This is a genomic window from Pseudomonas sp. GW821-FHT02B10 (genome assembly GCF_059421865.1).
Genome location: NZ_JBWKVU010000002.1, coordinates 22,341 through 37,577 on the forward strand (window position 1 = coordinate 22,341; position 15,237 = coordinate 37,577).

Below are 15,237 nucleotides of genomic sequence, written 5' to 3' on the forward strand. Positions count from 1 at the left end.
CATGGAAACCCGAGCCCATCATGTACTGATCGGCCTGTTCACCGTGATTGTGGTGGTCGGCGCCCTGCTGTTCGGCCTGTGGCTGGCCAAGTCCAGCGTCGACACGGAGTTCAAGGACTACGAGATCATCTTCAACGAGGCCGTCAGCGGCCTGTCCAAAGGCAGCGCCGTGCAGTACAGCGGGATCAAGGTCGGCGATGTGGTCAGCCTGCGCCTGGACCCGAACGACCCGCGCCGGGTCCTGGCGCGGATCCGCCTGAGCGGCGAAACCCCGATCAAGGAAGATACCCAGGCCAAGCTGACCCTGACCGGCATCACCGGGACCTCGATCATCCAGCTCAGCGGCGGTACTCCACAAAGCCAGCCGCTTCTGGGCAAGGACGGCAAACTGCCGGTGATCGTCGCTTCGCCATCGCCGATCGCCCGCCTGCTGAACAACAGCGAAGACCTGATGACCAGCGTCAACCTGCTGCTGCACAACGCCAACAGCATGTTCTCGCCAGAGAACGTCGAGCGCATCGGCAACACCCTCGAACACCTGGAACAGACCACCGGAGCCATCGCCGAACAGCGCGGCGACGTGCGCGTGGCCATGCAGCAACTGGCGTCCATCGGCAAGCAGGCCAGCGCCACCCTGGAACAGACCACCGCACTGATGCGCAACGCCAACGGCCTGCTCAACGAGCAGGGCAAGCAGATGTTCGGCAGCGCCGAGCTGGCCATGCAATCGCTGGAACAGAGCAGCGCCACCATCAACAAACTGCTGACCGACAACCAGGACTCGCTGAACAGCGGCATCCAGGGCCTCAATGGCCTGGCGCCGGCCGTGCGCGAGCTGCGCGATACCCTGAGCTCGCTGCGGGCCATTTCGCGTCGCCTGGAAGCCAACCCCAGCGGCTACCTGCTGGGCAGTGACAAGAACAAGGAGTTCACGCCATGAAGCGTGCCTATCGCCCATTCGGCCGGCTGGCCCTGGCCGCCGGATTCGCCTTGAGCGGCGCCTGCTCGATCCTGCCCCAGGCCGACCCGGTGGATATCTATCGCCTGCCCACGGCCCAGAGCGCCACAGCCCGGCCTCAGGGCCACGCGCAGCCCTGGTCCCTGCGCCTGACCAAACCCCTGGCGAGCGACGCCTTGAACAGCGCGAGAATCGCTGTGATCCCCCAAGGCGATGTGATCAGCAGCTACAAGGACGCGCGCTGGAGCGATCCGGCGCCGGTGCTGCTGCGCAATCGGCTGCTGGACGGATTCCTCGCCGATGGCCGGGTGCAGTTGCTGGGCACCGACGACAGCGATGTGCAGACCGATCTCGAACTGGGCGGCAACCTGCAGGCATTCCAGAGCGAATACCAGGGCAAGGCAGTGGCGGTGGTGATCCGCCTGGATGCGCGCCTGGTGCGCGGCTACGACCAGAAGATCCTGGCCAGCCAGCGCTTCGAAGTGCGCCAGCCGCTGAACGATACCAAGGTGCCGGCGGTGGTCGCCGGGTTTGGCCAGGCCGGGGACGCCTTGAACCGGCAGGTGGTGGAGTGGACGGTGAAGCAGGGCAGCCAGCTGGTCAGGCGCTGATGGCCTCATCGCGGGCAAGCCTCGCGCCTACAGGATGGTCCTGGTAGGCGCGAGGCTTGCCCGCGAGTCGTTCCGAGCCTTAACCGAAGAACCAGTAGCACACCGCAATCGCCGCCACCACGCCGGCCAGCTCGGCCAGCAAGGCGCAGCCGACGGCATGGCGCGCCCGCTGGATACCGACCGAGCCGAAGTACACCGCCAGCACATAGAAAGTGGTCTCGGTACTGCCCTGGATCGTCGCCGCGGCCAACGCCGGGAAACTGTCCACGCCCTGGGTCTGCATGGTTTCGATCAACATGGCCCGCGCGGCGCTGCCGGAGAAGGGCTTGACCAGGGCCGTCGGCAGGGCATCGACGAAGCGTGTGTCCCAGCCAGCCCATTCCACCAGATACCGGATGCCGTCCAGGCCGAAGTCCAGGGCGCCGGAAGCGCGCAGCACGCCCACCGCGCAGAGCATGGCCACCAGATACGGCAGCAGGTTCTTGGCGACGTCGAAACCTTCCTTGGCGCCCTCGACGAAGGCCTCGTAGACCTTGACCTTGCGCAGCGCGCCAATCACCAGGAACAACATGATCAGGCCGAACAGGGTCAGGTTGCCCAGGATCGACGACAGCGACGCCAGCGCGGTGGCCGACAGCGTGGCGAGCAAGGCCATGAAGCCGCCCAGGGCCAGGGCGCCGGGAATCAGGTAGGCCAGCACCACTGGGTCCCACAGGCGCAAGCGCTGCATCACCGCGACCGACAGCAGGCCGACCAGGGTCGAGGCGCTGGTGGCCAGCAGGATCGGCAGGAACACCAGGGTCGGGTCGGCGGCGCCTTGCTGGGCGCGGTACATGAAGATGGTCACTGGCAGCAGGGTCAGGGACGAGGCGTTCAGCACCAGGAACAGGATCTGCGCGTTGCTCGCCGTGGTCGCGTTGGGGTTGAGGTCCTGCAAGGCGCGCATGGCCTTGAGGCCGATCGGCGTGGCGGCGTTGTCCAGCCCCAGGCCATTGGCCGCGAAGTTCAGGGTGATCAGGCCGATGGCCGGGTGCCCGGGCGGCACTTCCGGCATCAGGCGGGTGAACAGCGGGCCCAGGGCCTTGGCCAGCCAGTCGACGATCCCGGCCTTTTCGGCGATCCGCAAAAAGCCCAGCCACAAGGTCAGGGTGCCGAACAGCAGCACCATCACTTCCACCGACAGCTTGGCCATGGCGAAGATGCTTTCCACCATCGCCGCGAAGATCCCGGCGTTACCGCCGACCAGCCACTGCGCCAGCGCTGAAACGGCCGCCACGATGAAGAAGCCAAGCCACAGGCCATTGAGCATCAGTTATTCCCCCAGAAGATGCGGCGAATGATAGCGGTGCGGACAGAAACGACAAACCCCGGATTGACCGGGGTTTGTCGATGATGACGGCTACAGCTGTCAGCCTTTGGTGACTTCACCGGCCGGTAGCGGCTCCTTGCTGCGCCAGTGCGGCAGGGAATTCCAGTAGCGCTGGCCCTTGGCGTCGTCGTACATGCCTTCCCAACGCGCGATGACCAGGACCGCCAGGGCGTTGCCGATCACGTTCAGCGCGGTACGGGCCATGTCCATGATGCGGTCGACACCGGCGATGAAGGCCAGGCCTTCCAGCGGAATGCCCACGCTGCCCAGGGTCGCCAGCAGCACCACGAAGGACACGCCCGGTACGCCGGCGATGCCTTTGGAGGTGACCATCAGGGTCAGGACCAGCAGCAGTTGCTGGCTGATCGACAGGTCGATGCCGTACAGCTGGGCAATGAAAATCGCCGCGATGCTCTGGTACAGGGTCGAACCGTCGAGGTTGAACGAGTAACCGGTCGGTACCACGAAGCTGCAGATGGCTTTCGGTGCACCGTAGGCTTCCATCTTCTCGATCACTCGCGGCAGCACGGTTTCCGAACTGGCGGTGGAGTAGGCCAGCACCAGCTCATCCTTGAAGATGCGCATCAGCTTGATCACCGAGAAGCCGAACAGGCGAGCGATCAGGCCCAGGACCACGAAGGCGAAGAAGGCGATGGCCACATAAACCAGGATCACCAGCTTGGCCAGCGGCAGCAGGGAGGCGAAACCGAAGTTGGCCACGGTCACCGCGATCAGGGCGAATACGCCGATCGGCGCGTAGTTCATGATCATGTGGGTGACTTTGAACATGCTTTCCGAGACGCCCTGGAACATCTTCACCAGCGGCTCGCGCAGGTCGGCCTGCAGGCTCGACAGACCGAGGCCGAACAGCACCGAGAAGAAGATGATCGGCAGCATCTCGCCGCGAGCCATGGCCGCGAAGATGTTCGATGGGATCAGGTTGAGGATGGTTTCGATGAACGCGTGTTCATGCTGTACCTCGGCGGCGGTCGCCTGGTACTTGGAAATATCCACGGTACCCAGGGTGCTCATGTCGATGCCGGCGCCCGGGTGGAACACGTTGGCCAGCACCAGGCCGACCAGGATCGCGATGGTGGTGACGATTTCGAAGTAGATGATGGTCTTCAGGCCAATACGCCCGAGTTTCTTCGCGTCGCCCACGCCGGCGATACCGACGATCAGCGAGGAGATCACGATCGGGATCACGATCATCTTGATCAAGCGGATAAAGATATCGCCCGCAGGTTGCAGGACGTTGCTGATCCACCAGGCTTTTTCGGCACTGAAATGGTTGAGCAGCGCACCAATTGCAATCCCCAGCACCAGACCGATGAGGATCTGCCAGGCGAGGCTTAGTTTTGCCTTCTTCATATCATTACCCTTACTTCAGTTGGACTCGGGCTAATGCGCGAACTGGAACGCTCAATGGCGGAAAAGTCTGTGCATCGGCCCCCGTATAAGGTCGCCCCGAGCGAGCATTTACGGCTCTCTGCAGGCGAAAAAAGGCGCAACTATTCCGACGCAAGGGGGGCGCGTCTAATGCCGTAAACGCCTACCCTATGCCGAATCGGCATGAGTTTTTCTAAACGAAACGGGCGTCCCAACCGGTTCGAATGCGACATTTCGGCCTGACCATCTGCCGTGAAACGGCCATTTCAGGCGGCATTCAGCGTTTTTGAGTGGGTTCGAAATGACCTTCGAAAGAAGGGAAAGTTCTTACGTTAGAACCAGAAATCTCATCTGGAAAAAGCCAAAAGTTTCTCGATGTACGGTCGCAAGGAAACACCGTGAAACGGTTAGGCCACACATATGGGAATGGTTGCCGCGCCCCCCGCCTGAAAAAGCAGGCCACCGCTCTGCCACAAAGGTTTGTGGCATTCAAACACGACGCAAGTCGTCAAGCCTGAGCGCTTGGCGAACTTGCGCCGCAGTTTTTCCTGACCCGGCCCTCGCGGAGGCACTCCCTGTACCCCTAGGTCACTCCGATCCGGTTTCGATCAGAACGTCCCGGCCCCCTGGTCATGCGTGGCCCCTCCTCAGGGCGGTGCAACAGAAAGCAAGGCCCGGGTGGGCGCCTGCTTTCCATGGTCGAACCTTCGAACAGCCAACTCAGTACCAGTTCGGGTCCTTTTTCAGCTGTTCCTTGAGCAAGCCCTGCATGCCAGCGTCCGGCTTGCCGAGAAAGCGGTATTCGGCATGGCGGGTCGGCGACTTGTCAGCGGGCAGGCCCGCCGGCACTTCGACCAACATGGCGTAGGCGTCTTTCTTGTCGAAACTGAACGCCACGATCAGGCGCTGGTTGCGACAGGTATCGCGGGTTTCGCAAAGCGGACCGACCAGGTACTTGTCACCGTCTTCTTCCACCGCATTCATCTGCTGCGCGTCACCGGACAGGTTCATCACCCATTCCGGCAGGCGCTCTTCCTTTTCGACGACTTCCTGCCAGGTTTCACGGTATTGCGGGTCACTGTTCAACAACTCGTTGACCCGGGTCTGACCGTCGTTGGCCGCCATCGCCGTGGCCGCGCCGCCCAGCAACAGGACGGCGGCCAATGTTTTCAAAGAAACGCTCATGTTCAACCTCGACCACGACGGCCAAAGAAGAAGGAAGCGATGAACATCACCAGGAAAACGACAAAGAGAATCTTGGCGATACCCGTGGCGGTGCCCGCGATACCACCAAAGCCCAGTACCGCAGCGATGATGGCAATGATCAGGAATGTGATTGCCCAGCTCAACATGGTCATTCTCCTTACGCTTCTATTTAGAGGTACTGCCTAGCCGGCCCGCCGTTGCGCACCGACTGTCCTGCCTAGAACACCCAGCGCTCCTGATAAGCCGTGTCGGTAGCAGGCTGAGCCTGGTCGACATCCATCAGAAGCATCGGGGCGGAATCGGCAAACCGAGTGCTGACTGCACTGAAGTGGGTTTGAGTGGGATGAGAAACCGGCAACCTCACAGCTTCTTGCTGCTGGCCTTGCTCCCAACGTGAAAACTGCTGACCGCCAATCAAAGTCACCAGCAATGCCAGGCTGGCGAACAATCCCTGCTGCAGATGCAGGGACGAAACAGACAATGGGGCGAGACGTTGGCGTTTCATCCGGAAGCTCCTCCCATGGGGGTCATTGTTCTCAACGCTTGTTGCTGTGCCTGCGGCTTGTTCAACCGAGCCTGATCAGGTTGTTGCAGCCTGCATGCCAGCTTTCATTTTTAGAAAAAACCAAATAAAAACAATGGCTTGTAATCAAATCGGGAGGTTTTCAATACGCCATCCTGCACGATGCCGCCCTGGATACCGTGCGAATTGCACGATCGGCCCGGTACTTGAGGAAAAAAGCGCAGCTGAAAATGCATGGAGTACAGTGGCGAAATCGGGAAAGGACTGCGGGCAAGACCTGAAATCAGTAAAAAACCTATTGTTTTCAATCGATTAGTAATAGCCCCCGGAGATAACTAATCTGCACGCCTGGAAATCGATCAGAATTAACCATGCAACTTGCCCGATTTTTCCGGGACTAAATAAGATCACTCACTTCAGGAGCCTCGGACATGGAATCAGCACCGGAAAATCAAGGCCGCATTCTTCTGGTAGATGATGAGTCCGCGATCCTTCGTACCTTCCGTTACTGCCTGGAAGACGAGGGCTACACCGTCGCCACGGCCAATAGCGCCGCTCAGGCCGATGCCTTGCTGCAACGCCAGGTGTTCGACCTGTGTTTCCTCGACCTGCGCCTGGGCGAGGACAACGGCCTGGACGTACTGGCCCAGATGCGCATCCAGGCCCCCTGGATGCGGGTGGTCATCGTCACCGCCCATTCGGCCGTCGACACCGCGGTGGACGCCATCCAGGCCGGCGCCGCCGACTATCTGGTCAAGCCCTGCAGCCCCGATCAACTGCGCCTGGCGACCGCCAAGCAGCTGGAAGTCCGCCAGCTCTCGGCACGCCTGGAGGCCCTCGAAGGCGAAGTACGCAAACCCAAGGACGGCCTGGACTCGCACAGTCCGGCGATGAAAGTGGTGCTGGAAACCGCCCGCCAGGTCGCCGGCACCGACGCCAACATCCTGATCCTCGGCGAGTCCGGCACCGGCAAGGGCGAGCTGGCCCGGGCCATTCATGGCTGGAGCAAGCGCGCCAGGAAATCCTGCGTCACCATCAACTGCCCGTCGCTGAACGCCGAACTGATGGAGAGCGAGCTGTTCGGTCACAGCCGCGGGGCCTTTACCGGCGCCAGCGAAAGCACCCTTGGCCGGGTCAACCAGGCTGACGGCGGCACGCTGTTCCTCGACGAGATCGGCGACTTCCCGCTGACCCTGCAACCCAAGTTGCTGCGGTTCATCCAGGACAAGGAATACGAGCGGGTCGGCGACCCGGTGACCCGCCGCGCCGACGTGCGTATCCTCGCCGCGACCAACCTCAACCTCGAGGACATGGTGCGCGACGGACGCTTCCGTGAAGACCTGCTGTACCGCCTGAACGTGATCACCCTGCACCTGCCGCCGCTGCGCGAACGCAGCGAAGACATCCTGACCCTGGCCGACCGTTTCCTGGCGCGTTTCGTCAAGGAATACGCCCGTCCCGCCCGCGGCTTCAGCGACGAGGCACGCGAAGCGCTGCTCAATTACCGCTGGCCGGGCAATATCCGCGAGCTGCGCAACGTGGTGGAACGCGCCAGCATCATCTGTCCCCAGGAAAAGGTGGAGATCAGCCACCTGGGCATGGCCGAGCAACCGACCAACAACACCCCGCGCATCGGCGCTGCCTTGAGCCTGGACGAGCTGGAGAAAGCCCATATCGGCGCCGTGCTGGCCACCAGCGATACCCTCGACCAGGCCGCCAAGACGCTCGGCATCGATGCCTCGACGCTGTACCGCAAACGCAAACAGTACAACCTGTGAGCCGCCCCTCATGAAGTTAGCGATGAAACTGCGCACGAGACTGTTTCTGAGCATCTCGGCGCTGATCACCGTGGCGCTGCTCGGCCTGCTGCTCGGGCTGGTCAGCGTGATGCAGATGGCCAAGACCCAGGAAGCGCTGATCCGCGACAACTTCATTACCCTGGACCTGGGGCTCAAGCTGCGACAGACCCTGGGCGACCAACTGCTCATCATGCTCAACCACAACCCTGACCGGACGGCGCTGGACGACTCCAGGCAGGAATACCTGGCCCTGCTCGAGCAGGGCATCGAGCATGAACGGCAAAACAATGTGCATAACGGCTTCACCCAGGCACGCGACGACTACCAGCGTTTCTTCGAAGCCTTCGAGCGCGCCGACGGGAGCTCGGCAGGGGTCAATGGCAATACCGAACTGACCCACCGCTTCAATACCCTGCGCAATGGCTTGATCGGCGAACACAAGCAGGCCCTGGACAACATCAATGACATCGAACACCAGGCCCGCAATCGCGCCTTGCTGATCGCCGGCCTGCTTGGCCTGGTCGGGCTGGCCGTGCTGATCATCGGCTTCATCACCGCCCACGGCATCGCCCGGCGCTTTGGCGGCCCCATCGAAGCGCTGGCCAAGGCCGCCGACAATATCGGCCAGGGCAACTTCGACGTGACCCTGCCCCTGTCTGCGGCTGCCGAGATGAACTTGCTGACCCGGCGCTTCGGGATCATGGCCCAAGCCCTGCGCGAGCATCAGGCCACCAATGTCGACGAACTGCTCGCCGGCCAGCAGCGCCTGCAATCGGTGCTCGACAGCATCGACGACGGTTTGCTGATGATCGACCGCCAGGGCCACCTGGAACACCTCAACCCGGTAGCCCAACGTCAGCTGGGCTGGGACGAGGAACGCCTCGGACAAGGGCTGGGCAGTGCCCTGCAGCGACCGGAACTGGACGAGCAACTGCAACTGGTATTGCGCGGCGGCACCCTGGAACGGGCGCCGGAAGACCTCAGCGTCGAGGTCGATGGCGAATCGCGCCTGCTGACCTACAGCCTGACCCCGGTCAGCCATCCCCAGGGGCATATCCTCGGCGCGGTGATGGTGCTGCACGACGTCACCGAGCAGCGAGCCTTCGAGCGTGTGCGCAGCGAGTTCGTATTGCGTGCCTCCCATGAATTGCGCACCCCGGTCACCGGCATGCACATGGCGTTCGGCCTGTTGCAGGAACGCCTGCGCTTCCCAGAAGAGTCCCGCGAAGCCGACCTGCTGAACACCGTCAACGAAGAAATGCAGCGCCTGATGCAACTGATCAACGACCTGCTGAACTTCTCGCGTTATCAAAACGGCCTGCAGAAACTCACCCTGGCGCCTTGCACCCTGGAAGAGCTGCTGGAGCAGGCGCGCAACCGCTTCATCGGCGCAGCCACGGCGCAGGGCATCGAGCTGCGGGTGGAGCTCCAGGCGCCGTTGCCGCGGCTGCACGCTGACCGCATGCAACTGGAGCGGGTGCTGGACAACCTGATCGACAATGCCCTGCGGCATACCGCCAAGGGTGGCTTGATCCGCTTGCAGGCCCGTAGGCATGGCGAGCGGGTCATCATCAGCGTCGAAGACAACGGCGAAGGCATCGCCTACGGGCAACAGGGGCGGATTTTCGAACCCTTCGTCCAGGTCGGACGCAAGAAAGGCGGGGCCGGCCTGGGCCTGGCGCTGTGCAAGGAAATCGTGCAACTGCACGGCGGGCGCATGGGCGTCTATTCACGGCCCGGGCAGGGAACCCAGTTCTATCTGGCCTTGCCCCTCTAGGGGCTAGGCCCCGTCATCCAGGCGCCGCGGCCCCAGGCGGCGCCCGCGGGAAATCAGGTCGATGAACTGCACCGCGCTCAGCGCATGGGCGAACAGCCAGCCCTGGCCAAAACGCACGCCCTCGCTGCTCAGCAGCAACGCCTGATCCTCGAACTCGATGCCCTCGGCAATCACCTTGAGCTGCAGGGCATGGGCCATGCGAATGATGTGCGGGGCGACGCCGCTGCTGGCGGCGTCATGCCCCAGGGCATCAATGAACGCCTTGTCGATCTTCAGGTAATCCACCGGCAGGGTCTGCAGGTATGCCAGGCTGCAATAACCCGTGCCGAAGTCGTCAATCAGCACCTGATGGCCAACATCCCGCAAGGCTTGCAGGTTATGCCGAGCGACCACCACATCGATCAGCCCGCGCTCGGTGACTTCGAAAGCGATCTGCCGCGCCGCCACCCGATGCAGCGCCAACAGGCGCGCCATCACTTTGCCGATCCGCGGCACCATGACATCGCAGGCCGCCAGGTTGACCGAGATATACAACTGCGGGTTGGCCCGCAACAAATGCCCCAACTGTTCGAGCAGGCGTTGCAGGACAAAATCAGTGATCGGGCGGATCTGCCCGGTGTTCTCCGCCATGGGAATGAACAGGTCCGGGCTGGTCAGGGTGCCGTCCGGACGACGCCAGCGCAGCAGGGCCTCGGCGCCGACGCACTGGCGCGTTCGCAGATCGAAGATAGGTTGATACAGCACCTGCAGCTCGCCGCGGCGCAGCGCCCCCTGCAATTCGGCACCCAGGGATTGGCGCTGCCCGGCCAGTTGAAAGGCCAGGCCGCCGATAAAGACCGCCAGCACCAGGCTGCTGGGCAGCAGCCACCACCACCCCTCGAAGATTTCTCGCCGCATGTTGCTGCGGGGGGTGACGAGCACCATCTGATACTCCGGATTGCTGGTGGGCATCCGGTAGATCAATTGGTCCTGGGTCACCAGCAACGGGTTGCGTCCCATGGGCGGCCACGGTTCGGTCGGCGGCCAGCCCAGCGCCGGCCCCAGCACCGGGATGGCCCGCGAGCCATGGTCGAGAACCACCATCAGGCTGCTGTTGGCGGGCAGGTCGACCATGTCGGTCAGGTGCCCGCGAGACGTCGCCACGCGAAAGTTACCGCGCCCGAGCATCAGCGCCGCGCGGTTTTCATTGGGTTCGGTAGAAGTGTTCAGCCAGTAGCTGTAGGTCGGGCCGCGGATATCCGGCGGTCGCATCACGGCCAGGTTGTCCTGAAGCGGCCAGTTGGTGCAGGCCTGGGCGGCATCGATATAGGCCGCTTCATAAATGAAGCGGTAACTGAAGCTGATCTGCTGCAGGGTCACGACCATCTCGGGGCTGCATTCGCGCAGGGGCTGCGCCTCGAGTACGTCCAGGCCTTCACGCAACTGACCGAACAGTTGCTCCAGGCGTTCGAGAAAACGCTGGCCCTGGGCATTCATCTGCTCGCTTTCGCGCAGTTGCGCCTCGTGCATCGCAATGCCCAGGCTCGCCGCCAGCAGCAGGGCCGCACTCAACACAGCCGCACACATCGCCAACAGCCAGGGGCGATAGAACCAACTGCGTAGGGGTTCGCGAGCGGCCAGCATCATTGGATATCCGAGGGTTACCAATGAGTTATAGCTACTGATTGAGAAAAAACCCTGACCGTCGGGCGGGCGTCAGTATTTTGTCTGGTTGAGCACCTGCAGGATCGCAGCGCTTTCTGCATCCGGCTGGCCGTCGAAACGCGACGGCCGGTAATGCATCTGGAACGCGGCCAGCACGTGACGGGTCGCCACATCCAGTTCGCCAGTCTGCGGCGTCTCATAACCCAGGCGCGCCAGGCCTTGCTGGAACCAGGCGATGCTCGGCAACTGCGCGGCAAAGAATGCCTGCTGGCGCGCCACCGCCTGGGCGTTCGGCCACCGGCCCAACCCGGCTTCGGCCAGACGCTTCCAGGGGAACAGCGGACCCGGGTCGAGCTTGCGCAGGGGAGCGATATCACTGTGGCCAATGATGTGCTGTGGCGCGATGTTGTTGCGCTTGCTGATGTCCTTGAGCAGCACGATCAGGCTCTGGACCTGCGCTTCGCTGTAGGGATACCAGACACGCCCGGTGGGCAGGTCGCGAAAGCCCGGGTTGACGATCTCGATCCCGATGGAACTGGAGTTCAGCCAGGTACGGCCTTGCCACTGGCTCTCGCCGGCGTGCCAGGCGCGGTATTGCTCGTCCACCAGTTTGTAGATGGTCGCCGCCTTATTGTCGCCGATCAGGTAGTGGCTGCTGACCTGGCCATGGGTCAGCAGTTGCAGGGAGCGCTCCATCGAGGCCGAGGTGTAATGCACCACCACGAACTGCACTCGCTCATCGAAGTTGACCGAAGGATGGCTGGTATCGAAACGCGGACCGCTGGCGCAACCGGCCAGCAATAGAAGGGACAAAGCGAGGACAAGAACTTTCATGGCGGAAGGCAGTACGCTGGAGAAAATAATGCAACAGTGTAACGTACTGCCTTTGCGGAAAACCGGCGAAAACACCGGTTTATACAAAATGGAACAAATTATGCGTCAGCCCAGTTCCACCCGGTTGCGCCCCGCCTCCTTGGCCCGATAGAGCGCCTGATCGGCTCTCTTGAGCACCAGGTCGCTGCGTTCTCCCGGCTTGAAGGCACTCATGCCGATGGACATGGTGATGGTCACCCGCTCGCCCTTGAAGTGAAACGGACAGGCTTCGATGGCCGCCCGCAAGGTTTCCGCCAGGCGCGCCCCGACCGGCCAGGTGGTATCGGGTATCAGCAGGACGAACTCTTCACCGCCGAAACGGGCGATGAAATCGTTGCCGCGCAGGCGCTTGCGCAGCACGCCGGCGATGATCTTCAGCACCTTGTCGCCGGCTAGGTGACCGTAGTTGTCGTTGATGCGCTTGAAGTGGTCGAGGTCGAGCATCGCCAGCAACAAGGTGTTGCCGTGCTGCTGCCACTGCGCCACTTCATGCTCCAGACGCTCGCTCCAGGCCGCCCGATTGGGCAGGCCGGTGAGGGGATCGATCAGCGCTTTCTGCCGCTGTTCTTCCAGGTGCTCGCGGTAGCCCTGGGCTTCCTGCTCCATGCTCGACACCCGCTCGGCCAGGCTTTGCAGGCGCGCAGCCACTTCCTTTTCGCGTTCGTCACGCTGCTTCTGGTGATGGTCCATGGTGCCAAGCAGGCCTTCCAGGTGGCTTTCCAGCACCTGCTTGAGGTCGTCCAGATCCGCCGCTTCCTGAACGCTGCTTTGCAGGCCATCGACCTGCTCGCGAATCTGCGTGTCCATCTCCCGCGCCGCCGAACTGCTGTCGGCATGGCCCTCGCTGGCGGCCTGCAGGTTGCTCTGGAAGGATTCCAGGCGCTCGTTGAGTCGCTTGAGATACGCCTCGAACTCATGCTGGCCGCTGTCGGTGATCGCCAGCATCAATACCGCCAGATCGTCGAGGATCGGCAGCAATTCGTACCAGTTCAACCCATGTTGCAAGCGATCGCGCATGGACTCGGCTTGCGGCCGATGACGTTCTGGCAAGCTCAGGTCATCCAGAAGGCCGAGCAGGGTATGTTCGATGTGCTTGGCCACCGAACTGTAGGAGGGTTCAGGCGTGTCGGGCAGGGCATACAGCACATCCTGCTCGGCCTGCTGCGGGTCGATCGCCGCCAGCGCCTCGGCCATGGCCGCCGGCAACGGCAAGCGATCGAGCAGCACAGGCGCCGGGGCTGTCTCGGCGAGTGCGGCAACGATCAATTCGTCCGGGTTGGAAAGAGCAACCGCAGCTTCGACAGTCGAAGGCTGCACGGCCGGCGGCACTTCAATGGATTCAGCCGCGGCTGGCGACGGCGATTCCTGTGAATCCAGCAGCGGCGGGGCCGGCTCGACGGCGATGGTTTTCTCCGACTCCAGCACCGGCGGTACAAAGGCTTCGACCTGGGCAGCCGTGGTTACCTCGGGCAGTGCTTGCGGTTGTGGCTCGGGCGGCTGGCTGACAGCAGCGAGCTCCTCGACCACAGGCGCAGGGGCTTCGGACGGCCGTGCGGGCGCGACTTCGACACGAGGCGGGGGCGTTTCAACCGCAGCGCTTTCAGCCGTTGCCAGTGGCTGTACCGCAACCGGGCTCGCCACCACCGCAGGCATTTCGGCCGTGGACAGGGCAGGCGCGTCGTCAGCGTCACGACCACCAAACAGACGCTGCAGCAACCCTGGGCGGGGCAGCTCCGCGGGGTTCTCCAGCTGGCTCAGCGCCTTGCCTTGCAGGCCGCTCAGTTCACCCAGCAACAGTGGAATTTCCCGGGCTTGGCCGACGCGACCATCCAGTTGCTTGGCGAAGTTTTTCAGCGGACGACTCACCTCGCGAGGCAACGGCAGCTTCTGCAACTGGCTGACCAGCGAGGTCAGGGCCGTGCTCATTTGCTCGATGCGGGTCTCGCGGCGCTGCTCGGAGTCCAGCACGGCTTTTTCCAGGCGCGGCAACAGGGCCGCCAAGGCCGCGTCCATATCGTCGGTGCGTACCACCTCGCGCATTTCCTTCATGCACTGATCGACAGCGCGATCAGTACCTTCGGCCGCCAGCGTGCTGCGCACCAGGCCACGGCGAAGCAGGTCGAGGCGGGCATTCCAGCGTCGCTCGAGTTTTTCCTGTTGTTCGATACTTTTGAGGTACTTCTCTTTCCAGCGCTGGGCGTCGTCGCTCATTCATGGGTTCCGCGAGGGGCAGGACTCAGCGCGGGCAATGCATCGGCCGTGAGCGAACCCGGCAGACGAATCTCTACCGCGACCGGCAGGTGATCGGAAATCGGTTGGGCCAGGACTTCGACCCGCTCCAGCGTCAGGCTGGGGCTGAGCAAAATATGATCAAGACAGCGTTGTGGGCGCCAGCTGGGGAAAGTCGCTTCCAGTTGCGGCGCCAGCAGACCGAGATCGCGCAACGGCGAATGTTCCAGCAGATCGCTGGCGTGGGTATTCATGTCGCCCATCAGCACCTGATGCTTGTAGCCGCCGATCATCTCGCGGATATAGGCCAGTTGCCGGGTACGCGTACGGGCGCCCAGGGCCAGGTGCATCATCACCACCACCAACGCCTCGGGACCATCGCCGAAGCGCACGAGGATCGCACCACGCCCCTTGGGGCCGGGCAGCGGATGATCTTCGATCGCCCAGGGACGCAGGCGGCTGAGCACGCCATTGCTGTGCTGGGCCAGGCGGCCAAGGTTGCGATTGAGCTGTTGGTACCAGTAGGGGAAGGCGCCGAGTTGGGCCAGGTGCTCGACCTGGTTGACGTAGCCCGAACGCAGGCTGCCGCCATCGGCTTCCTGCAGGGCGACCAGATCGAAGTCGCCCAGCAGATCGCCGATCTTTTGCAGGTTGTCGGCGCGCCCGTTGTGCGGCAGCAGGTGCTGCCAGCCACGGGTCAGGTAATGCCGATAACGTTCGGTACTGATACCGACCTGGATATTGAAACTGAGTAGCCGCAGACGGCTGTCTGCCGGCAGGCCGGAGGACGCCACATGGTGCTCGTTGACCCGCGGATCATGCAGGCCAACGATACGTTCCGTACCCCAACGTCGCATGG

13 protein-coding genes are annotated in these 15,237 nt (G+C 62.7%); 4 read left to right on the forward strand and 9 right to left on the reverse strand.

Annotated elements, in window-relative coordinates; genetic code table 11:
- The first annotated feature begins 1 nt into the window (after position 1).
- Together AC07VU_RS03880 and AC07VU_RS03885 are read left to right on the forward strand one after the other, a co-directional pair.
- Complete coding sequence (locus AC07VU_RS03880) at positions 2 to 940, forward strand: MlaD family protein (RefSeq protein ID WP_495029541.1); 939 nt, start codon at positions 2 to 4, stop codon at positions 938 to 940.
- Positions 937 to 1,569: an ABC-type transport auxiliary lipoprotein family protein gene (locus AC07VU_RS03885; protein WP_062824096.1), complete on the forward strand. Its 633-nt coding sequence runs from the start codon at positions 937 to 939 to the stop codon at positions 1,567 to 1,569. Before AC07VU_RS03880 ends, AC07VU_RS03885 begins: the two co-directional genes overlap by 4 nt.
- A gap of 79 nt (positions 1,570 to 1,648) precedes the next feature.
- On the opposite strand, the gene AC07VU_RS03890 is transcribed toward AC07VU_RS03885, so the two are convergent.
- The 5 genes from AC07VU_RS03890 to AC07VU_RS03910 form a co-directional block, all read right to left on the reverse strand.
- Positions 1,649 to 2,878: a nucleoside recognition domain-containing protein gene (locus AC07VU_RS03890; protein WP_053263260.1), complete on the reverse strand. Its 1,230-nt coding sequence runs from the start codon at positions 2,876 to 2,878 to the stop codon at positions 1,649 to 1,651.
- 99 nt (positions 2,879 to 2,977) lie between these two features.
- Entirely contained in the window at positions 2,978 to 4,309 is a 1,332-nt protein-coding gene (gltP, locus tag AC07VU_RS03895; protein WP_007924276.1) for a glutamate/aspartate:proton symporter GltP, read from the reverse strand.
- 738 nt (positions 4,310 to 5,047) lie between these two features.
- On the reverse strand, positions 5,048 to 5,512 hold the full coding sequence (locus tag AC07VU_RS03900) for an inhibitor of vertebrate lysozyme family protein (RefSeq protein ID WP_495029542.1): 465 nt from the start codon (positions 5,510 to 5,512) through the stop codon (positions 5,048 to 5,050).
- A gap of 2 nt (positions 5,513 to 5,514) precedes the next feature.
- Positions 5,515 to 5,679 (reverse strand): DUF1328 domain-containing protein, encoded by a 165-nt coding sequence (locus tag AC07VU_RS03905; RefSeq protein WP_003177151.1) that lies wholly within the window; start codon positions 5,677 to 5,679, stop codon positions 5,515 to 5,517.
- 71 nt (positions 5,680 to 5,750) lie between these two features.
- Positions 5,751 to 6,038 carry a hypothetical protein gene (locus tag AC07VU_RS03910; protein ID WP_277589936.1) on the reverse strand — a complete coding sequence of 96 codons (288 nt, stop codon included), beginning with the start codon at positions 6,036 to 6,038 and terminating at the stop codon, positions 5,751 to 5,753.
- A 449-nt stretch (positions 6,039 to 6,487) separates the two neighbouring features.
- Here AC07VU_RS03910 and algB point away from each other — a divergent pair, with 449 nt between their 5' ends.
- Together algB and AC07VU_RS03920 are read left to right on the forward strand one after the other, a co-directional pair.
- Entirely contained in the window at positions 6,488 to 7,834 is a 1,347-nt protein-coding gene (gene algB / locus AC07VU_RS03915) for a sigma-54-dependent response regulator transcription factor AlgB (protein ID WP_007924280.1), read from the forward strand.
- Between the two features lie 10 nt (positions 7,835 to 7,844).
- Complete coding sequence (locus tag AC07VU_RS03920) at positions 7,845 to 9,632, forward strand: KinB sensor domain-containing domain (RefSeq protein WP_150053032.1); 1,788 nt, start codon at positions 7,845 to 7,847, stop codon at positions 9,630 to 9,632.
- A gap of 3 nt (positions 9,633 to 9,635) precedes the next feature.
- Here the strand turns inward: AC07VU_RS03920 and AC07VU_RS03925 are convergent, their stop codons facing one another.
- The 4 genes from AC07VU_RS03925 to AC07VU_RS03940 form a co-directional block, all read right to left on the reverse strand.
- Positions 9,636 to 11,258, reverse strand: a complete 1,623-nt coding sequence (locus tag AC07VU_RS03925) for an EAL domain-containing protein (RefSeq protein ID WP_457275338.1) — start codon at positions 11,256 to 11,258, stop codon at positions 9,636 to 9,638.
- A 69-nt stretch (positions 11,259 to 11,327) separates the two neighbouring features.
- Entirely contained in the window at positions 11,328 to 12,110 is a 783-nt protein-coding gene (locus AC07VU_RS03930) for an N-acetylmuramoyl-L-alanine amidase (protein WP_495029543.1), read from the reverse strand.
- Between the two features lie 105 nt (positions 12,111 to 12,215).
- Positions 12,216 to 14,360 carry a GGDEF domain-containing protein gene (locus tag AC07VU_RS03935; protein WP_457275337.1) on the reverse strand — a complete coding sequence of 715 codons (2,145 nt, stop codon included), beginning with the start codon at positions 14,358 to 14,360 and terminating at the stop codon, positions 12,216 to 12,218.
- Positions 14,357 to 15,235 carry an endonuclease/exonuclease/phosphatase family protein gene (locus AC07VU_RS03940; RefSeq protein WP_007924290.1) on the reverse strand — a complete coding sequence of 293 codons (879 nt, stop codon included), beginning with the start codon at positions 15,233 to 15,235 and terminating at the stop codon, positions 14,357 to 14,359. The genes AC07VU_RS03935 and AC07VU_RS03940 overlap by 4 nt, the downstream gene beginning before the upstream one ends.
- Positions 15,236 to 15,237 lie beyond the last annotated feature (2 nt).